The following is a 20,428-nucleotide window of genomic DNA, read 5'->3' as shown; positions in this document are numbered from 1 at the left end:
CGCCGGATGCGGGACCGGCGGATCGGCACGCTCGGTCAGGGCGCGGGCGGCCGGGCGACGAGCACCTCGCCCTCTCCGGCCACCAACACCTCGCCCTCGGCGGCCGGCACGAGGAACACGCTCCCCGCCGGCGCGCGCTCCCCGGCGACCTCGAGCACGCCAAGGGTCACCACGAGCACCGCGAAGCCCGTGGCCAGACGCCCCGCATCCGTCACCCGATGCCGCTCGAGCCGCACGAACGGGTCGGCCTCGGGCGGGAACACAGATACCGAGCGTGCCGTGAACGGCGCGTGCTGCACGAGCCGCGCGAGTTCGGCCGGCTCGCGGCGGTTCAGGTTCACGGCCTCGAGCGCTCGGGCGAAGCCGAGGCCCAGATGCCCGTCGCGGGCGCCATCGAGCTCGAAGCCGCGCCACTCGAGCAGGATCGAGAGGTCTTCGGGCTGCTGCAGCTCCAGCAGCAGCACCCCCTCGCCGATCGCGTGGAGCTCGCCGGGCGGGATCCACACCACATCCCCCGGCTGCACCGGCACGGTGTGCAGCAGATCGAGCAGCGCCGCCGTGTCCTGATTCTCGACGAGGTCGTGCAGTTCGCTGGCCGCGACGGGACGACGCAGCCCCACGTGCACCCAGCCGCCGCGGAGGATGTACCAGCCTTCGGCCTTGCCGTGCGCGTGGCCCAGCCGTTCCGCGGCGAACGCGTCGTCGGGGTGGGCGTGCACCGGCAGCCGCTGCCCCGCATCCAGAAGCTTCACGAGCAGCTGCGGGTCGGCGCCCCACCGCGCGACGTGCGCGTGGCCGAGCCAGCGCACGGGATCGGCAGCGATCTCCTCGCGCAGCAGCGCGCCGCCGGGCAACCGGCTCAGCCCGACCTCACGCTCGCCGAACGCCGTCGTGCACGAGGCGACCCAGTCCTCCGGCTCGTGGCTGCCCGCGGGCGCCTCGCGGCGGAAGTCGGTGATCTGCCGTCCGCCGCGGTAGAAGCGCCGGGCGGGCCGGTTCGATGGCAGTCGCACGATCATGCTCACGCTCGAGACCCTTCGCACTCGCTCCGGGCGTGAACCGTCCCGACGACCCCGCTCATGCCAGGAACCCGCCGACGAACGTGTCACCGAGGCCGATGGTCGTCGGGTGGGCGACCTCGGCGCGGTAGGCGGCGACGCCCACCGCGCCGGGCACCAGGCGCGCCACCTCGGCCACCACCCGTTCGCCGTCCGGATGCCGGTCGAACCCGGCCGTGGCGGCCATGTCGTGCGCGGTGGCCGCATCGCCGAGGCGGTAGCGGGTTGCCGCGAGCCGCACGGCGTTCTCGAGCGCGCCGCGGTGTCGGCCGGCCTCCGGCCCCGTCGCGATCGCCCAGTAACGCGTGTGCACGACGAGCGCGGGGGCGCCGATCAGGCGCTGGGCCGCGGCGAGCGCGTCGGCGACATCCGCGGCATCCGTCAGCGATACCGGGCGCCCGACGTACTCCTGCAGCTCGTCCTCGTTCATGCCGTGCACGTCGATGACGTCGCCGAGGCGCGCACGGACGATGTCGGAGAACTCCCGACGGTAGAAGCCCGCATCCTCGTAGTAGACGAGGGCCTCGGCAGGCAGGCGGGTCATCGCCGCCCGCAGGTCGTCGAGACGTGAGGAGAGAAGCGCCGGGTCCTGCATCGTGTTGAACCCGGAGATGAGGAAGGCGTCGGCGTCGGCGAGCGCGTCGGCGAGCTCGGGCGCCAGCGCCATCTCGCGGTTGGGCGCATCGTTCGCGAAGATGATCCGGTTCGGCGCCGGCGCGATCACCTCACCGTCGACGAGGGCGACGCGTGCGCCCGCGGGGTACTGCACGATGAGGTGCGGATCGAGGGTGTCCCGCGTCGCCGAGCAGATGTAGGAGAGCTCGGGCGGCAGCAGGCGCCGCACGTTGTCGTCGATGCTCACGAGGTGCTGCACGCTGGGGATGCCCAGCCGCGCCAGCGCGAGCCCCGCCCGCACGCCCGTGCCGCCCAGCGTCACGCGCGTCTCGAAGCGTTCGGCGAAGCGCGTCACGATCTCGGATGCGGCCACGAACCGCTCTCCGCCGCCGCCGGCGGCCAGGAAGCCGAGCACCGTGACGACGAGCGAGCGCTCGTCGTCGATCGGCGCCGCGGTGGTCAGCTCGCCCCGACGCACGCGGTACGCGCGCGCCAGCTGCTCGAGCACGGCCGCATCCCATCGCACCTCGTAGTCGACGGTGCCACCGAGCCCCAGAACGAGCTTTCCCACCACGGCGCCTCTCTCGTGAATCCCGTGCCTTGTGCCGGTCAGTACAGTGCGGCCTTGCCGGTCGCCCCGAACAGGTCGATCTTCTCGGCTGCGGTCACCTTCAGCGCCGCGATCGCGCCCGGCTGGATGGCGTTCGGCTCGCGCAGTCGCTCATCGGTGCCGAGGATCTCGCGCATCTTGTTGTGGTACGAGACCTTGATGTCGCTGGAGATGTTGATCTTGTTGACTCCGAGCTCCACCGCGCGGCGCAGCTCCGAGTCCGGGTTCGCCGACCCGCCGTGCAGCACGAGCGGGATGCCCACGGCCGCCTTGATCTCCTCGAGCAGGTCGTGGCGCAGCTCGGGGTTCTTGTCGGCCGGGTACAGGCCGTGCGAGGTGCCGATGGCGATCGCGAGGCTGTCGACGCCGGTTTCCTCGACGAAGCGCACCGCGTCCGCCACGTTCGTGTAGATGATCTCCGCCGCCCCCGACTCGCCGTAGCTGTCGTTCGCGCCGATCGTGCCGAGCTCGCCCTCCACCTGGATGCCGACGGCGTGCGCGGCCTCGACGACCTTCCGCGTCAGGGCCACGTTCTCCTCGAACGGCAGGAGCGAGGCGTCGATCATCACCGAGGTGAAGCCGGACTGGATGGCCACGATCATCTGCTCGTAGCTGCCGCCGTGATCCCAGTGGATCGCGACGGGCACCGAGGAGCGGTGGGCGCGGGAGTGCATGGCGGCGATCAGGTCGGTGGTGATGTGCGAGACCTCATCCGGGTGGATCGCGATGATCACCGGGGCCTGCTTCTCCTCGCTGATGTCCATGACGCCGTTGAACATCGCCCAGTCGCTGATGTTGAACGCGGGGATGGCGAAGTTGTGCTCGTTGGCGACGTCGAGGATGGACTTACCGGTGTACAGCACGATGGATTCTCCTTGAGTGGGATGGGTGACGGGACGTCGGGAACAAACGGGAAGGGTGCGGGTCAGCTCTTGACCGAGCCGGCCGTCAGGCCGCTGATGAAGAAGCGCTGCAGCACGAGGAAGAGGATCAGCACGGGGATCGAGCCGAGGATGCTCATCGCCATGATCTGGTTCCACTCGTACGAGTGCTGGCCCATGAGCAACTGGATGCCGATCGGCACCGTGCGCATGTCGGTGGTGCGGGTGAGGGTCAGCGCGAACAGGTACTCGTTCCACGCGATCATGAACGTGTAGATGCCGACCGAGACGATGCCCGGCACCGAGATCGGCACCAGCACACGCCAGAGCGCGGTGAACGAGCCCGCTCCGTCGACGCGCACGGCCTCGTCGAGTTCGCGCGGCAGGGTGTTGAAGTACCCGGTCATCATGATGATCGCGTAGGGCAGCGTGAACACCATGTAGGTGAAGATGAGGCCCGGGTAGGTGTTGTAGAGGCCCAGGGCGACCATCAGGCCGAAGTACGGGATCAGCAGCGTGATCGGCGGCACCGCCTGGACGCTGACGATGATGACGTTCAGCACCCGCTTGCCGCGGAAGTCGAAACGGCTGAATGCGTACGCCGCCTGGATCGCGACCAGCAGCGTCAGGATCGTGACCGCACCGGCGACGATGTAGCTGTTCAGGAAGAACCGCATCGTCTCCGCGTTGGTGAAGATCTTGACGTAGGCGTCGAACGAGAACGCGTCGGTCACCAGGCGCGGCGGGCTCTCGAAGATCTGGGTGTTGGGCTTGAACGAGCTCGACAGCATCCACAGCACGGGACCGGCGGCGAAGACGGCGCCCGCCACGAGGCCCACGAGCAGCAGCGTGCGGGCGAGACGGGTGCGCGAAGCAGTGGTCATCGACATGTCAGTCCCTCACCTTCTGGTGGCGCACGTAGAACACGGCCAGCACCATCGACATCAGCAGCACGAGCACGGCGGATGTGGCCGCCAGCGAGAAGTCGTACTTGGCGAAGGCGAGCTTGTAGGTGAACGTGCTGAGCATCTCGGTCACATCGATCGGCCCACCGCCGGTGGTCATCCAGATGAGCGCGAACTGCTGCGAGGTCCAGATGAGATCCAGCAGCACGAGGCTGATGATGATCGGACGCAGCTGCGGCACCGTGACGTTCCAGAAACGCTGCCAGGCGGTCGCGCCGTCGACGGTGGCCGCCTCGTAGAGATCCTGCGGGATGCCCTGCAGTCCCGCGAGGAGGCTGACCATGAAGAACGGGTAGCCCGCCCAGATGTTGATGAAGGTGACGGTGCCCAGCGCCAGCTGCGGCGAGGCGAGCCACTCGATGTTGGTGTTGAGCAGGAAGTTGATGACGCCGTTGGGGGCGAGCAGCATCCGCCACAGCACCGCGATGACGGCGGCGGTGAACAGCCACGGCAGCACGTAGAGGGCGCGGAAGACCGTGCGCGTGACGGCGCCGAGCAGGCGACTGTTGAGCATCATCGCGAAGCCGAGACCCAGCACGAGGTGGGCGGCGACGCTGACGACGCTGAAGAAGATCGTGTTGCCCGTCGCCTTCCAGAAGCCCGGGTCGCCCAGGACCGTCAGGTAGTTCTGGATGCCGACGAACTCCGGCGGGGGCCCGAGGATCGCGCTGTCCTGCAGCGAGTAGCCGACGACCATGACGATCGGCACGACCATCAGGATGAACAGCAGGATGAGGGTGGGGGCGAGGAAGCCGTACGACTCCGTCGTGCGCCGCAACTGACGGCGCTTCTTGCCCGGCGGCCGGCCGGTGACGAGCGTCTCCGTGTCCGGCGCGGTCAGCGTTCTGAGTGTCATGCTCGGTCAACTCCTGACGTATCCGGGTGCCGCACCGCGCGGTGCGGCACCCGGTGGCGGAAAAGGATCAGAACTCCGCCGTCCAGCTCTCCTGCGCCTTCTTCAGCGCATCGGGGATGGACTGCTGTCCGTCGAGGGCGGACTGCAGCTGCTCGCCGAGCTGACGCATGAGGTCCTCGGCCACGGGGAGGCCGGTGAACTCGTTGGCCGGGTAGCCGGCCTTGTAGATCTCGAACGCGGTCTTGAACAACTCGTCGTCGTTCACGAAGTCGGGCTCCGAACCGGTGTTGCCGGGGAAGGCCTTCGCCATCGTCGACAGCTTCGAGTTGGTGTCCTTGCTCATCAGGAACGCCACGAGCTTGGCCGCCGCATCCTTGTGCTGCGAGTTCTCGGCCACGCCGATGCCCCACGAGGCGTAGGGGATGCCGCGCTCACCCGTGAAGCCGTCCTTGGCGGGGATCGCCGAGATCGAGAATTTGAGGTCGGGGTTGTTCTCGCGGATGAGGTTGATGTGCGCGAGCGAGTCGATCATCATGCCGACCCGGCCGTTGGTGAACTCCTCGACCTTGTCCTGCTCCTTCATGGTGAAGCTGCCGGGGGCGATCACGCCCTCATTCCACAGGTCGCCGATGTACTCGACAGCGCTCGTGACGTCCTTGTTGGTGAGGTCGGGCTTGCCGCCGTCGAGCATCGTTCCGCCCGAGGCCCACACCCACGACATGACGTCGTTCTGCACGCCGTTCGGCGCCTCGAGCGAGAGCGGCAGCACCCAGCCGTGCACGTCGCCGCCGAGAGCGGTGATCTTCGTGGCCGCATCCTCGAACTCGGTGCGGGTGGACGGCGGGGCGCTGACTCCCGCCTGCGAGAGCAGGGCGTCGTTCGTGAACATCGGGTAGACGAAGTTGACGACCGGGATCATGTAGGTCTTGTCGTCGACCTTGATCTGGGCGGCCAGCTCGCTCTCGTCGAAGCCTGCGTCCTTGAGCAGCGGACCGAGGTCGGTGATGACGCCCTTGGAGGCGAAGTCGTTGACCCACGCCCCGTCGAGACCGACGACGTCGGGCATCGTGCCGGATGCGGCGCCGGCGAAGAGCTGTTCCTTCGTCGATGCGTACGGGCCGCTGACGAGGTCGACCTTGATGCCGGGGTTGGCCTGTTCGAACTCGTCCATGAGGGCGCGGAATTCGCCGTCGGGGAGTTCGGGCTCCCACCACTGCGCGAATTCGATCGTGACGTCGCCGCCGCTGTCGCCCGAACCGCTGCCGCCCGACGAGCAGCCCGTCAGAGCCAGAAGCGTGGTCGCCGCTGTCGCGACGCCCATGAGCATGATTGCGGTACGGCGTCCTCGCCGGAATGCGGACATGTCTCTCCTCTTCGAGATGGTGCGGCATTCCGCTCATTTCTGCAGCTTCATGCCTGTTTAAGCAAGATTATGCAGCGCTGCCTGCATCCCGTCAAGACACGGAATGGTCACGAGAGCCCCTGAATGACGGGGTTCATCGACCCGTTGGGCTGGACTCCGGGTCCAGAAGTTTGCGGATACGTGCGGTCGCTTCCGCCGTTTTGTGCAGTCCTGTGCTAGATATGAGGCCATGGACGCGCAGCGCAAAAGCACCTCCCGCCGACTGCCCGCCGGACGCAAGGCGGATCTCGCCGCCTACGTGGAGGAGGTCGGACAGGTCACCGTCGCCGACCTCTCCGCGCACTTCGGCGTCTCGATCGACACCATCCGCCGCGACCTGGACGAGCTCGATCGTCAGGGCGCGCTCGTGCGCACGCACGGGGGTGCGATGAGCGCATCGGAGGGGCCGGGCAGGGATCGCGGGCTGGATGTGCGGCTACGGATGCAGGTGCCCGAGAAGGAGAAGATCGGCAAGCTCGCCGCCGAGCTCGTCGACGACGGCGCGGTGCTCATGATCAACGGCGGCACGACGGTGCTCGCCCTCGTCCGGGCGCTGCGCAATCACCGCGACCTCACGATCGCCACGAACAACCTGCGGGTCCCCGCGGAGATCCCGCCGAGCGTGTTCCGTGACCTCTACGTCTTCGGCGGAGCCGTGCGCACCATCACCCAGGCGACGACCGGGCCTGTGAGCCTCGCGATGACCTCCGCCGGACCCGATGTGGACATCCGCGCCGACATCGCCTTTGTCGCGGTGGGGGCCGTGGACGCATCCGGATACTCCGCCTCCAACCTCGGCGACTCGACGATGATGGCCGAGATGATCCAGCGCGCCGATCGCACCGCGATCCTCGCCGACTCCACCAAGCTCGGGCGCCGCCTGTTCGCCCAGGTGACCGCCCTCGAGGGCGCCGACTACCTCATCACCGACGCGCCCCCGCCAGCCGATCTGGCCGCGGCCCTCGCCGCCGCCGGCGTCACGGTCATCTGCGACTGAGGCGCGCCGACCCCGCGCGACGGCGTGCGGGCCGGGTGCGGGCGGTGCCGGGCTGTGCCGGTTCGCGCGGCTCGTGCCGTCGGAGCGGTCCGTGCGACTCGTGCGGTCGGAGAAGACACCTCGCGTCGGAGGTTTCGGCCCGGATCCTCCGACATTCGCACGATTCTCCGACGGACGGATGCGGCTGGCGCCGGTCGCCGGCGACCGGCGACGGCTCTAGGCAGCGCGCCAGCGCAGCCGCGAGTCCTCAGCGGTCGTCGTGCACACCATCGGCACGCCGTTCTTGCTCACACCCGTCGCGCCGGCGGATGAGCAGAAGGCACCAGGATGCACGGTGGCCGGCGCGGCCGGTTCGGGAGCGGGAGCCGGCGGCGCCTCCGGCTGAGGAGCGGCGGGAGCCGGCTGTGCCGGCGCGGGTGCGGGCTGTGCCGGCGCGGGAGCGGGCTGTGCCGGCGCGGGAGCGGGCTGTGCCGGGTCGGCGGGGACCTCGGTGGGCGTCGGAGTCGGCGTGGGTGTGGCTGTGGGTGTCGGTGTGGATGTGACGGTCCGCGAGGGCGTGGGCCGCGGTGTGGTCAGCGCACCACCGTGAGAGGTGGGACTCGACGTCGCGACGGGAGTCACCGAGACCTCGCGCGGATTCATGGCGCCGTATGCGGCCCCACCGACCATGAGCACCACGAGGCCGCCCGCCGCGACGGCCGCGCCCACGCGCCGCATCGCGGGCAGCCCGGCCCAACTCGGTCGCCGAGTGACCACCACATAGAGGCCGGTGACGAAGGCGATGAGCCCCGCCATGATCAGCAGCCCTCCGATCCCCGTACTGAACAGGCTGATGATGAGCAGCAGAGCGAACAGCGCTCCGCCGGCGACTGTCCAGAGACCGAACCGCTTGCGCACGGGCACGCGTGACATCTTCCCCCCAGGGTTTCGAAACGGCCCCCACAGCCGTCGCCTCCAGATTATCCGGGTCCCGGGCACCCCGATCCCGACCGCCCGGTCGGAGAAAACGCCCCGCGTCGGAGGTTTCGGCCCGCATCCTCCGACATCCTCCCGATTCTCCGACCCGCGGATGCGGCCCGGCACCGGGCCGGCCGACCCACGCCGGCGCCCGGGCGAGCGCGAGGCCGGTAGGCGCAAGGGGTCATCGGGAGCCCGGAACGGACTTATGCTGAGCGCGATGTCCACAGCTCTCGTTCCCCCCGTCGAGGTCGTGATCCCCTGGCGGGACGCGCCGACCCGCCGCGCACCGTTCGCCCTCGTCCGCCGCTGGTACGAGACCCATCTGCCCGAGGCGTCGGTGCGCACGATCGACACCGATGACGACGTGTTCGTCCTCGCCGCCTGCCGCAACCTCGCGATGCGCACCGCGCATCCGGATGCGGTCGTCGTGATCGGCGACGCCGACACCCTCCCCGAGGCGGAACCGCTGCGCGCCGCGATCGCCGCCGCCCGCACGAGCGGACGCGTGCACCTGCCCTACGACGAGTACCGCTGGCTCGGCGCGAGCGGCTCGGCCGAGTACGCGGCCGGTGCACCGCTCATCGACTGCACCGTCGAGCAGTACGTCGACGGCGCCTGCTCCGGCGTCTACGTCGCGACCCCGCAGACATGGTTCGCGCACGGCGGCCAGGACGAGGCGTTCCGCGGATGGGGCTTCGAGGATGCTGCCTGGTACCTCACCCATCAGGCCGTGCTCGGCGAACCGCCGCGCCGCCACGCAGGACGCGTCTACGCACTGCACCACGCGGCCGAGCAGCGCGTCGGCGCAGGCTACGAGGCCAACGAGGCCCGCATGGGTCTCTACCGGGCGGCAGCCGCCGACCCCGGCGCCATCGCGCGCCTCGTCGGCATCTCCTGACCAGCACAGGTCCAGCTCGCAGAGCGAGCACGCCCGCGCCGAACGAGCACTCGATCGGATGCGCACTCGACGAACGGATGCTCGCTCGGGGCGACCCCGCGTGAGCATCCGGGCCGGCGCTGGTTCAGGCCAGCGCGTCGAACGCCCGCAGCGGACCGGGGCGGTCGCGGCCGTCGCGCCGCATCCGGTCGCGCAGCGCCGGGACCGCCGCATCCGGCCGCAGCTGCCGGGCGACGGCGTCTGCGAGCTCGGCCGCGGTCACGCGGTTGGGATCGCACGCGATGCCCACCCCCGTGCGCTCCAGCGCCGCAGCACCCGCGAACTGATCCGTCGAGAACGGCAGCACCACCAGCGGCACACCCTGCGCGCAGGCCTCGGTGACGGAGTTGTTGCCGCCGTGGGTGATCACGGCCGCGGCGGAGCGCAGCAGGCGCACCTGCGGCAGGTACTCGCGCACGAGCCAGTCGGCGGGGATGTCGCCCCACGCCGCGGTGTCGGCGGCGCCTGTCGCGATCGCGGCGCGCACGCCGAGCGTGCGCAGCGCCTCGACCACGCGGGCCAGCACATCGTCGCGCACCGAGAGGAAGCTGCCGAAGCTCACGTACACGTAGGGCTCGCCCTCATCGATCCAGCGGGAGATCGACGGATCCACGGCCTCCTCGCGCAGCGTCGAGCCGAGGAAGGTTCCCGGGGCCATGGCCCGGCCGTCGCCGTCGGCGAGCTGCTCGGGGTAGTTGTAGAGCACCGTGGCGCCGTGCGACGCGAAGGCGTCGGCCACGACGGGAGCGGCGGGATCGAGCTCGGATGCGGCGTCGTTCCACTGCGCGGTGAATCGCTCCGACACCTGGGCCGCCAGCGAACGCAGGGCCGCCAGACTCTCCGCATCCGGGGCGAAAGCGCGGGGCCAGAACGGCGGCACGCCGTAGAGCTCCCCCGGCACCGGCAGCGCCGTCGGGTGGCCCAGCACGACGTCCCCGTATGCGACGCCGGCGGCCTGCATGGCCATCCGCGCGCTGAAAGCCAGGTGGTCGACGAGGATGCGGTCGGGCCGAACCCGGTCGATGATCTCGAGCGTCCGGCGGCCGCGGCCGACCGGATCCCACATGAGATCCGTCAGCCGTTCCCGGGCCTGGTAAGTGAGCGTCTCGACCATGCCGCGGCGCGTCGCGGAGAAGAACCCCTCGAGCGAGGAGGCCTCGTCCGCCTGCTGCTGCGCGGTACGCATGACTCCCGCGTTCGCGCCCCGTCCGAGCGACAGCTCGACGTGCGCGAAACCGGCATCCGCGACGATGGGTGCCGTCGCGGGCCCCGTCGCCACGGTGACCTCGTGCCCGCGGTCCTGCCACGCCGTCGCGAGGGTCGCGAGCGGCAGCAGGTGTGAGGCGTAGTCCGGGCTGATGACGAGCAGTCTCACGAGGGCAGCACCGCCAGACGGGCGAGGTCCGCGTCCTGCGAGGCCACGGCCTGGTACAACGGAGCGAGCGTCGCCGCCATCGCCTGGATCGTGAACCGTTCGGCGACCATCGCGTGCGAGCGCTCGGCGACAGCATCCGGGTCGACACTCGCGTGCGCGAGCGCCTCGGTGATCGCGGCGACGAAACGCTCGCGGTCCCAGGTCGGCGCGAGGAACCCGGTGCGGCCGGGCTCGACGTAGGTGGCGGGGCCGCCGGCGTCCGGCGCCACGACGACCAGTCCCGTCGCCATCGCCTCCAACAGGGCGATGCCGAACTCCTCCTTGATGCTCGCGCAGACGTACACCCCGGCAGGGGCGGCGAGGCCGGGCAGACCGAGGCGGGCGGCCGCCAGCCACAGCGCCGTGACCCCGTTCGGGCGGTGCCCGGGAAGCAGGAGGCCTCGCGCTGCGCGCTCAGCGGCCGGAACGATGGCGTCGATGCGCTCGAGCTGCTCCCGCTCGTCGACCGACGGATGCGTGAGGTCGCCGCCGATGATCAGCAGGTTCGTACGCTCGGCGAGCGCGGAGGCGTGCCACGCCTCGACGAGCGATGCCATGCCCTTCACGCGGTGCAGGCGACCCACGCTGACCAGCAGCGGCAGGCCACGGCGCTCCGGGGGCAGCTCGGCCAGCATCCGCTCGAGTTCGGCCAGTCCTGCCGGCGCGTCGCCCGTCCCGCCAGAGGCCGCGACACGGGAGACGGCGTCATCGACGACGGCGAGATCGACGCCCTCGGCGACGACGGTGTGCCGCTCGGCGTGCGTGGTGATGTCCACGCCGACGAGCCGCTTCATGTCGTCGGCGAGCGTCGGACGGGGAAAGAGGACCGTGTGCTCGGCACCTGCAGCCAGCGACTGCACGAGTCGGGCACGGAACCAGTAGTGCTCGCGGAGGTCCGCCTCGCCGAACCCCTCCCGCGTGAGCTGGCCCGACTCCTCCAGCGAGGTGATCACGGAGTGCGGGTCGGGAGCCAGCGTGAACACGGTGGGGATGCCGAGCTCACGGGCGACATCGGCCGCCGCGAGGCTTCCCACATCCGCCATGCGCAGGTGCAGCACGTCCACGCGCCCCGCGGCGCGCAGCACCCGGCGGATGCCACGACGCGCCTGCACGCGCAGCCCCCACGCCGCAGCGGAGGGCACCGGCGAGGATGCCATGGGCACACGTCCGAAGCGGTGCCCGCCACGGGTGCCCGCGACGTCGAGAAGATCGCTCGCGGCCTGGTCGGTGCTGCCGCGCCCGAGGGTGATCACGCGCTCCACGAGCCCGGAGTCGTCGGCGACCAGCGCGTCGCCGAGCCGCACGAGCAGAGTCGCGATGCCGCCGTTGTCGCCGGCGCCCGCCGTCGCCAGCTGCGCGTCCATGTCGGCGTGCAGGAACAACTGCGCGATCGTGCGGGGTGCGTCGGCCGCATCCGGCTGCGGCGGCACGAGATCCAGCAGCGCCAGCCGCGCCACGGACGCCAGCCGACCCGTGGTCGCCATGAGCTCGTCGAGCGTGCTCTCGACTCCGGGCTGTCCGGGCCGCTGTCCGAGCGCGGCGATGGCGGCTTCTCGCACCGCGTCGTCCTCCGCCTCGTCGCGGGCGATCGAGATCAGCGGTCTGGTCGCCAGGGGTGCGCGGACGAGCCCGAGGGTCTCGACCAGACGCGCCCGGGCGGCGGGGTCGTCGGTGGACACGAGAGCCGCCTCGAGGGCGACGCCCAGCACCTCGCCGGAGGGAACCGACCAGCCCTCGAGGGTGCGCTGCGCGAGCATGGCGGAGAACCCGCCCGCGGCCACCATCGCGATGAGGCGACCGACCGCGTCGAGTCGCGGCAGTCCCTGCGACAGTGCCCACGCCGCGTGCTCACGCACGTACGCGCGACGATCCGACAGCAGCGCCGCCAGCATGCGTCCGGCTTCCTCGTCGGTCATCGCTCCCAGCGCGTGCACCGCCGCGAGGGCGCGCACGTCATCCTCGCTCGCGAGTGCCGCGGCCAGATGGCGCAGCGACCGCACACCCGGCTCCCGGCCCGCCTCGAACGCCAGCTCGTCGGCGCGGCGCAGCGCGTCGACGATCGTCGGAGCGCTCAGCACCGCATCCATGGACGTCTGAATCCCCACGTCCCACTTCCCTTCACCGTCGCCGCACGACCACGAGCGAATCGATCGTAGAGAACACGTCTGTACGGCAGGCTAGCGTTGAGTCGCCCCCCTTCCCCCGCTACGATCCCGGAGCCCGCGTGAGCGTTCTTGCCATCGGCGATGTCGGCGTCGTCGACGATCTGTTCCATGTCGGCGATGAGGCGATGTTCGACGCCGCCGTGGTCGAGCTCGGTCGTCGCGGCATCGACACGATCGGAATCTCATCCGCCCCCGCCGAGACCCGCGAGCGGTACGGGATCGACGCCGTGGACCGACTGGGCTTCGTGGGACTCGATCCAGCCGCCGCGGCCCACCGGGCCGAGCAGTTGGCGGATGCGGCGGCCGGCCGCGCGGGCCTCGCCGCCGACGATCCGGCCCGAGGCGTCCTCGACGCGCTGGGCACGGTCACCGGCGTGCTGCACACCGGCGGCGGCAATCTCGCCTCCCGCTGGCCGGTGCACATCTACGAGCGCACGACGCTCACCCGGATGGCGGCCGCACGCGGGCTGCCGGTGGTCTTCAGCGGCCAGACCTTCGGCCCCGATCTGACCGCGGATGACGAGGCCCGGCTGCGTGCAGCGCTCGCTGCCGCCGCGCTGGTCGGCGTGCGCGAGGGCACCACAGGCACGCTCGTGCGCTCCTGGGGGCTCGACCCCCGCCGGCAGGTCGACGACGCCTCCTTCCTCGACGCCCCCACCGTCGCGCCCACATCCGGACCGCTGCTCGTGAGCCTGTCCGGCTGGTACGCGCATCGCCCGACGGATGCGGTCGATCAGGCCCTGGCCCGAATGATCGACACCGCCGCCGAGCACACGGGCGCCCCGGTCGTCTTCCACGCGCACTTCGGCCCCCTCGCCGACGGAGACGTGCGCGGAGACGTCGTGGTGCACGAACGCGTCCGCGCCCATCTGCACACCCCCAGCAGGCTGGAGACCACGGCGGACACGGCACACGCCGTGTCGCTCGCGCGCTCCGCGCGCCTGCTCATCAGCTCGCGCTATCACCCCGTGGTCTTCGCCGCACCGTCGGGGGTGCCCGTGCTCGCCCTCGCGGCAGACGAGTACACGCGCATCAAGCTCACCGGAGCGCTCGAGCCCTGGGGTCAGGACGGCGTGATCGACATCGACGACGCCACGGCCGCATCCGCTCTGCTGCCTTCCCTGATCTCTCGTGCCGCGTCCCTGCGCGGCACGGCGGCCGAGCGGTTCCACGCGCACCGCTCGCGGGCGTCGCAGTGGTGGGACGACGTGGCGGCGGCCCTGGGCTGAGCCCCCCGGGGAAACTCCAGGTGCGCCCTCTACCCTGACCGCGATGTCCCGACGTCCCTCGGCCGCCCGTCGCCGACCGCCCACCCGGCGACGCCCTCGTCATCGACGTGCCCGCTCCGCCCGGCGACGGGGGATGCGCGGGGGGCTCATCGCGGCCGTCGTCCTTCTCGTCGCGGCCCCCCTTGTCCTGGTCGGGGCGCTGATCGTCGCCGGCGGCGCAGCGATCAGCGTCTTCGATGCCGACGATCGGATCGACGTCGGTGTCGACGGCGCGCCCCGCCCGCCCGGTATCGCCGAACCGGGCATCGCGGGCTACGGTTCGGGCCAGCTCGCCAACGCGTGCACGATCCTCGCGGCGGGGCGCGATCTCGGCTTCGACGAGCGCGATCAGACCATCGCGATCATGACCGCGATGGGCGAATCATCGCTGCGGAACCTCGACTACGGCGACTGGGAGACGAGCGGAGTGACCAATCCCGACGGATCGCCCACGACGTCGATCGGGCTGTTCCAACAGCAGGATTCCTGGGGCTCTCGCGAGGAGCGTCTCGATCCGTACACGGCGGCGACGATCTTCTTCCGCGCGATGGCCGAGCGCGTCCCGGACCGGGGAGCACTCGATCCCACGCAGGTCGCACACGCCACGCAGATCAACGCCGACCCGCTGCACTACGCCCGGTTCTGGGATCGCGCGGTGCGCGTCGTCGCGGCGCTGAACGGCACACCCCGCGCGGGAGACCGCACGGACGGGATCACGCTCTGCCCCTCCTGAGCGGTGCGGGACAGTTCGGGCGCGCCGATCGAGACGGAGAACTACTCACCGCCGGCGAGGGGTCCGCGCACACGGCATAGATTCGAAGGTCGCGCGGAGACTAACTCTGTCGGCGGATGAAGCGCATCAACGCGGCGATGATCCCGATGACGAGGATGATCAGCCCGATCCAGAGCAGGAATTTCACCGCTTCCACGAACACGCCCAGCAGCAGCAGAACGATTCCGATGATGACCAAGAGAACAGCGATTCCGACCATGCCCTCAGTCTGCGTTTCGGCTCGTTCACACGTGGGGCCCTTGACGAACGCCGCAGCAACGGGCATGGGCGCCCAGATGCATCGATGATCCGCTTCGCCCCTGACCTGTCACCGCTCGGGTGGTTCCTGTTCGCGGCCATGTTCCTGCTGGTCGCCACCTACCTGTACTTCTGGTGGATGGTCGTACGCGCCAGCGCCCACGCCCATGTGTCGCGGCGGACGATCACCGACACCGACGTGGCGCATGCGCTCCGCGCCGCCGCCGAGCGCGGGCGCACGGCTCAGTTCCTCATCCAGATCACGACGAAGGGCGGCGCGCTGTCCGTCGTGCAGCGCGGCATCGACACGGTGCTGGAGGGTGTCATGGTCTTCCCCAGCCTCCGATCGGCCGTGTGGATCGAGATCGTGACCGAGGACGCGCATGAGGTCACCGCCTTGGCGGAGCGCTACGCCGACGCGCAAGTGCCCGTCGTCCCCTTCCTCCTGCCCGCGGACTACCGCACGCGTCGCGGCACCCTGTTGAAGGCGCGTGCGCTGGAGTTCATGGTCGACGAGCACCGGCGCCATCCGCGTGATTGCTACGTCGTCCACTTCGACGAGGAGTCCGTCCTCACCCCGATGAACCTCGCCCGACTGGTCCACCGGCTGGCCGAGCATCCGGTCGGCATCTCGGAGGGCATGATCTCCTACGGTCTCGACTGGGACCGCGCCACGCTCGTCAACAAGGCGATGGAATCGAATCGACCCTTCGGGTGCCACGAATGCTACGCCGTGATGACGAGTCCTCCGCCACTACATCTGCACGGCTCGAATCTCGTCGTGCGCCAGGATCTGGAGAACGAGATCGGATGGGACATCGGCACGCTGGACGGCGCCGCTCTCGTCGCCGAAGACCTGGTGTTCGGCCTGTCCGCCTACCTGCGATTCGGCCGCGGAGTCTTCGGCTGGCACCACACGGAGATGATCGAGCAACCGCCGTTCACGCTGAAGGCGGCGTACAAGCAGCGTGAGCGCTGGGTGTTCGGCGCCTTGCAGGCGCTGTCCCACCTGCAGCGCAGCCCGCAGTGGAGAGGGCTGTCACGCCGCGACCGCGCGCACATCGCCGTCGTGATCCGGGTGCGCGTGTTCACGTACGCGCTCGGGTTCCCCATCTCACTGCTCGCGCTGGCGTCCAACGCCGTGCTCGTCACCATGACGGCCGCGGAAGCGGTCGCGACCGGGACACTCGATCTCGCGCCACCCGAGCTCACGGTGTACGGGATCGTCTCCGTCGTCGGTCTCACTCTGTGGCTCGCCGGCACGCAGCTCGGTCTCTTCTACAACCTCCGCTACACCGGGATGTCTCCGATCACGAAGGCGCGCGAGCATCTCCTGGTGCTCCTGGTGACGCCCTTCGCGGGCATCGTCGACACCGCCGGTCCACTGGTCGCGGTCGCCAAGTGGAGCGTCGGCATCCGCGCGGTGGCCTGGAAACCGACTCCCAAGCTCGCAGCCGCCCCGAGGTCGACACCGGCGCCCACATCCAGCGCGGCGGGCCTCGGTTGAGAGAATTCGTGTAAGCGCGTCACGATCGGGCGGCTCCCGCATCTCTCAGACATGCACCCCGCGCACACCGAGTTCACCGTTCCGCCCCGTCGCGCATGGCTGCGCTGGATGCCGCGGCGAACGACTCACTCCACCGCGAGGATCGTGCCCGATCGGATCGTGATCCGCGGACCCCTCGTGCACATCTACCACGGGCAGGACACAGCCATCTGGCGGCGGGGGCTGGTGGGCTTCTGCGTGCCGCGCGTGGGCGATGCCGGGATGGGCCGGCGCCTGCGGCGCTGCATCTTGGTGACGGTCTTGGGAGCCGAGCCCTGCCTCCTGGACTGCCGCGCGTTCACCGACGATGGGTTCGTCGACCTCGTGCGTCATCTGCGCAACTTCGAGTCCATCGGCGATTCTGCACAGAATGCGTGGGACCTCCACCCATCGCTCGGCGAGGCCCTAGTCTGAGAAGACCCGAAGATGAGAGCTTTCTCACAAAGCCCCGAGACCCGAAGACCGATGCCCGAGCTGTCTGACGACGATCTCGTCGAGCGCGTCCGCGCGAACGACTCCCGCGCCTATGGAGAGTTGTGGCTGCGCCATTCCGCCGCCGCCCATGCCGTCGCGCGCGCGTTCACCTCCCTCGACCCCGACGACGTCGTCGCCGAGGCCTTCACCCGCATCCTCGCCGCGATCGGGCGCGGCCAAGGCCCCGTCATGGGTTTCCGCCCGTACCTCCTGACCGCCGTGCGCAACGTCGCCGCCGAGTGGGGGTCCCGCCAGGTCAAGGCGGACGCGATGGATCTCGAGGATGCGGCCGGTGCTGCCTCCGTGGACGCGGAGCACTCCGCACTGTCCGCCCTCGAGCGCGGCACGACCGCCCATGTGTTTCGGAGCCTCCCCACGAGATGGCAGGAAGCGCTCTGGTACAGCGAGGTCGACGGCCTCAAGCCGCGGCAGTTCGCGCCCCTGATGGGCCTGGCCCCCAACGCCGCCTCGGCCCTCGTGATCCGCGCCCGCCGCGGCTTCCGGGATGCATGGGTCACCGCGCAGCTGCGCAACCCGAGCGGTCCGGACTGCCACGAGACTCTCCCCCTGCTGGGCACGCACACCCGCGGTGCCCTCTCACGACGCGACGCCCGACGCGTCGACGCGCACCTCGCCACCTGCACCGGATGCGCGCTCGCCTGGAGCGAGGCCCGCGATGTCGCATCACGACTCGCCCTGGTGCTCATCCCGCTCGTCGTGGGTGCGTCGGCGACGGCCAGCTACGCGGCGTGGGCGCAGTCGGGCGGCGCACAGGCCGCCGCCGTGGCCATGGCGGCGGGCAGCGGGCAGGCCGCATCGAACGCAAGCGGCGGCCTGCTCGGCGTCCTCCGTCCACGCGGAGCCGGACGCAGTTCCTGGCAGGTCACCACCGTCGTCGCCGTCTCCGCGGTCGCCGTCGTGGCCGGCGGCGTGGCATGGGCTGCGACCGGCGGTCTCGGAGGCTTGCTCGTCCCGCCCGCTCCCGCCGCGATCGGACCGGCGGACACCGCCGCCGAGTCGTCGACGACGACACCGGAGACGCCGGAGATCTCGACTCCCGAGATCGCCGCCACCCCGGATGCGTCCGCCACCCCGACGAACGCGCCGACGCCGGAGCCGACGCCGCAGACCACGCGCACCCCCCGCGCGACGCCTCCTCACGTCCCCGAGGCCCCCGCACCGGTTCCCTCGGTCGCCGCCATCCGCCCTTCGCCATCGATCAGCCCCGCGCCGAGGCCGACTCCCACGGCTTCGCCCTCGCCGACAGGCTCGCCGTCGCCCACCGCGTCGCCCTCGCCTTCACCGTCGCCCACCGCGTCGCCCTCGCCTTCACCGTCGCCCACCGCGTCACCCTCGCCTTCGCCCACCGCGTCACCTTCGCCTTCACCGTCACCCACCGCGTCACCGTCGCCCACCGCATCACCGTCGCCGACCGCGTCACCGTCACCCTCACCCACCGCATCGCCGTCGCCGACCGCGTCACCGTCTCCCTCACCGAGCGGCCCCCCGGATCCGACGGAGCCGGGGTGCCCGTGGCCCTGGGGCTGGTTCTGCTTCCCGTTCTGATCGAAGATTCTCGGAAACCGCGTCACGAAACCGCGTGCGACGCGTCTCTCCTGGCAGGAAACGCGATCCCCGCGTCACCGCACACCCGAGAGGCCACGCAGATCGTGAGCGACGTCACCCGTGAACCGCAGCGCGCCCTGAACAGCGCCGTCGACGACGAAGATTGGGATCGCGTGACCGCGCTGATCGCCGAACACTGGTCGGGGCTCATCCTCAACGACGCGTCCGTGCTTCTGGGCGCGTTGGAACGACTCCCGGCCGCCACGCTCGCGGCGCAACCCCGCTACCTCGCCGCGCGCACCTACCTGCGCCACCTCTCCGACGGTGCAGGTAGGGTGCACCGCTACCGGCACTCCACCTTCGAGCGGCCGACAGCTCTGCTCGACGTGCTCGTCGAGCACACGAGCCGCGCGGCCGCGGCGCGCAGCGCCGGACACGTCGCCGCGGCCATCGCTCACGTCGAGCGGGCTCGCGACGCACTCCGCACCGCCTCGACGGATGCCGCGGAGGCTGCCCAATCCGCCCTCCCGCACCTGCATGCCCAGTGGGCGCGGGTCCGCGAATTCGCCGGACAGATCGAGCAGGCGGTCACCGAGTACCAGGATGCGTACGACCTCGCCGTGCTGCAGGAGGACGACCTCATCCGCGCATCGGCATCGGCCTCACTCGCCGGCATCCACGCGCTCGCCGGACACAGCTCCGCGGCCACCTACTGGTCGCGCATCGCCGCGCCCGACTCGCTGGGAAGGGCCGCGGCGAAATACGGGGTGCCGGCCCGCATCGCCCAGGCGCTGCGCGAGCACGACCGGCTGCACCCCGACGCGGCGCAGCGCACGCTCGCCGCGATCGACCCGGCAACGCTCGGGGAGTACTGGGCCCACATGCTGCACGCGAAAGCGCGGATCACATCCGCGGAGGATGCGTCCGCCCTGCTCACCGAGATCGACGTCACCGCCGCCGCGCACCCGGGTCCGCTGAGCGAGGCGGGCTTGGCCGGAGAGCTGCTGGCGTGCGCGCGGATCGACCTGCTGCTGCGACGGGGAGACCTCCTGCGCGCGACGGCCGTACTCGAGCGGGCAGAGGACGCGCTGGCCCGCGGGTCGCGCGTCGACGGCTTCGACCTGTGGCCTGCAGAGCCGAGCCATCTCACGCTCGCGCGGGCGCGGGTGGAGTCCGCATCCGGCCAGCATCGTCGCGCCCTCGCCACGCTCACTCCGCTGGTGGAGCACGCGGGGTCCAGCCCTCGACTCCTGATCGAGACCTTGATGACGGCCGCGACGGCATGTCTGCATCTCAAAGAGCCCGAGAATGCCGCGGGCGCGATGCATCACGCCGTGCGCCTCGCCCGTGAGTACGATCTCGCCGGAAGCCTGTCGACGGTCGGTCGTCGCGACTTCCTCCAGCTGACCGAGTCGGCAGCACTGGGCGACGACGATCTCACGGTCCTCGTGCAGCGCACCGCCCGCTTCCTCGATGCCGCGTCCGCACCTCAGCTGACGGCACGGGAACGCGCCGTGCTCCGGGAGCTGGCCACCGGCGCCACCACCGCCCAGATCGCAGAACGGCTGTTCGTCAGCCCCAATACCGTCAAGACGCAGCTGAGCAGCGCCTATCGCAAGCTGGGCGTCGCGTCGCGCAAGGAGGCGGAGGCGGCCGTCAGACGGCTCGGATTGAGCTGAGCCCC

At 70.6% G+C, this 20,428-nt stretch carries 18 protein-coding genes; 8 read left to right on the top strand and 10 right to left on the bottom strand.

Features of this window, described 5'->3' with window-relative positions; all coding sequences use genetic code 11:
* Positions 1–35 precede the first annotated feature (35 nt).
* The 6 genes from SK224_RS13365 to SK224_RS13340 form a co-directional block, all read right to left on the bottom strand.
* A complete protein-coding gene (locus SK224_RS13365) occupies positions 36–1,019 on the bottom strand; it encodes a carbohydrate kinase (protein WP_320435641.1) in 984 nt (327 codons plus the stop codon).
* 58 nt (positions 1,020–1,077) lie between these two features.
* Positions 1,078–2,247: an ADP-dependent glucokinase/phosphofructokinase gene (locus SK224_RS13360; RefSeq protein WP_320435159.1), complete on the bottom strand. Its 1,170-nt coding sequence runs from the start codon at positions 2,245–2,247 to the stop codon at positions 1,078–1,080.
* A 35-nt stretch (positions 2,248–2,282) separates the two neighbouring features.
* Complete coding sequence (locus SK224_RS13355) at positions 2,283–3,146, bottom strand: ketose-bisphosphate aldolase (protein ID WP_309733147.1); 864 nt, start codon at positions 3,144–3,146, stop codon at positions 2,283–2,285.
* A 62-nt stretch (positions 3,147–3,208) separates the two neighbouring features.
* On the bottom strand, positions 3,209–4,054 hold the full coding sequence (locus tag SK224_RS13350) for a carbohydrate ABC transporter permease (RefSeq protein ID WP_274287317.1): 846 nt from the start codon (positions 4,052–4,054) through the stop codon (positions 3,209–3,211).
* 1 nt (position 4,055) lies between these two features.
* Complete coding sequence (locus SK224_RS13345; RefSeq protein WP_320435158.1) at positions 4,056–4,985, bottom strand: sugar ABC transporter permease; 930 nt, start codon at positions 4,983–4,985, stop codon at positions 4,056–4,058.
* Between the two features lie 67 nt (positions 4,986–5,052).
* Positions 5,053–6,348, bottom strand: coding sequence for a sugar ABC transporter substrate-binding protein (locus SK224_RS13340; protein WP_320435157.1), 1,296 nt, complete (start codon positions 6,346–6,348; stop codon positions 5,053–5,055).
* Positions 6,349–6,577: 229 nt separating this feature from the next.
* Between SK224_RS13340 and SK224_RS13335 the strand changes: the two genes are divergently transcribed.
* Positions 6,578–7,384, top strand: a complete 807-nt coding sequence (locus SK224_RS13335; protein ID WP_320435156.1) for a DeoR/GlpR family DNA-binding transcription regulator — start codon at positions 6,578–6,580, stop codon at positions 7,382–7,384.
* 216 nt (positions 7,385–7,600) lie between these two features.
* Here the strand turns inward: SK224_RS13335 and SK224_RS13330 are convergent, their stop codons facing one another.
* Positions 7,601–8,287: a hypothetical protein gene (locus tag SK224_RS13330; protein ID WP_320435155.1), complete on the bottom strand. Its 687-nt coding sequence runs from the start codon at positions 8,285–8,287 to the stop codon at positions 7,601–7,603.
* 274 nt (positions 8,288–8,561) lie between these two features.
* Here SK224_RS13330 and SK224_RS13325 point away from each other — a divergent pair, with 274 nt between their 5' ends.
* Entirely contained in the window at positions 8,562–9,242 is a 681-nt protein-coding gene (locus SK224_RS13325; RefSeq protein ID WP_320435154.1) for a hypothetical protein, read from the top strand.
* 124 nt (positions 9,243–9,366) lie between these two features.
* On the opposite strand, the gene SK224_RS13320 is transcribed toward SK224_RS13325, so the two are convergent.
* Positions 9,367–10,656 (bottom strand): glycosyltransferase, encoded by a 1,290-nt coding sequence (locus SK224_RS13320; RefSeq protein WP_320435153.1) that lies wholly within the window; start codon positions 10,654–10,656, stop codon positions 9,367–9,369.
* Complete coding sequence (locus SK224_RS13315) at positions 10,653–12,800, bottom strand: glycosyltransferase (protein ID WP_320435152.1); 2,148 nt, start codon at positions 12,798–12,800, stop codon at positions 10,653–10,655. Before SK224_RS13315 ends, SK224_RS13320 begins: the two co-directional genes overlap by 4 nt.
* A 119-nt stretch (positions 12,801–12,919) precedes the next feature.
* Here SK224_RS13315 and SK224_RS13310 point away from each other — a divergent pair, with 119 nt between their 5' ends.
* The gene (locus tag SK224_RS13310; RefSeq protein WP_320435151.1) at positions 12,920–14,089 is read left to right on the top strand and encodes a polysaccharide pyruvyl transferase family protein; all 1,170 of its coding nucleotides are present in this window, start codon (positions 12,920–12,922) and stop codon (positions 14,087–14,089) included.
* 43 nt (positions 14,090–14,132) lie between these two features.
* On the top strand, positions 14,133–14,861 hold the full coding sequence (locus SK224_RS13305; protein WP_320435150.1) for a peptidase M23: 729 nt from the start codon (positions 14,133–14,135) through the stop codon (positions 14,859–14,861).
* Between the two features lie 100 nt (positions 14,862–14,961).
* Here the strand turns inward: SK224_RS13305 and SK224_RS13300 are convergent, their stop codons facing one another.
* A complete protein-coding gene (locus SK224_RS13300) occupies positions 14,962–15,120 on the bottom strand; it encodes a hypothetical protein (protein WP_234073626.1) in 159 nt (52 codons plus the stop codon).
* 84 nt (positions 15,121–15,204) lie between these two features.
* Between SK224_RS13300 and SK224_RS13295 the strand changes: the two genes are divergently transcribed.
* The 4 genes from SK224_RS13295 to SK224_RS13280 all read left to right on the top strand — a co-directional run bounded on the left by SK224_RS13295 (position 15,205) and on the right by SK224_RS13280 (position 20,423).
* Positions 15,205–16,665: a glycosyltransferase family 2 protein gene (locus SK224_RS13295; protein ID WP_320435149.1), complete on the top strand. Its 1,461-nt coding sequence runs from the start codon at positions 15,205–15,207 to the stop codon at positions 16,663–16,665.
* 177 nt (positions 16,666–16,842) lie between these two features.
* Positions 16,843–17,118, top strand: coding sequence for a hypothetical protein (locus SK224_RS13290; protein WP_320435148.1), 276 nt, complete (start codon positions 16,843–16,845; stop codon positions 17,116–17,118).
* 51 nt (positions 17,119–17,169) lie between these two features.
* On the top strand, positions 17,170–18,744 hold the full coding sequence (locus SK224_RS13285) for a zf-HC2 domain-containing protein (RefSeq protein ID WP_320435147.1): 1,575 nt from the start codon (positions 17,170–17,172) through the stop codon (positions 18,742–18,744).
* Between the two features lie 104 nt (positions 18,745–18,848).
* The gene (locus tag SK224_RS13280; RefSeq protein WP_320435146.1) at positions 18,849–20,423 is read left to right on the top strand and encodes a LuxR C-terminal-related transcriptional regulator; all 1,575 of its coding nucleotides are present in this window, start codon (positions 18,849–18,851) and stop codon (positions 20,421–20,423) included.
* Positions 20,424–20,428 lie beyond the last annotated feature (5 nt).

The sequence above is a fragment of the Microbacterium sp. BG28 genome (assembly GCF_034044005.1).
Lineage (GTDB): Bacteria > Actinomycetota > Actinomycetes > Actinomycetales > Microbacteriaceae > Microbacterium.
This window is presented reverse-complemented; position numbering and strand designations above follow the sequence as displayed.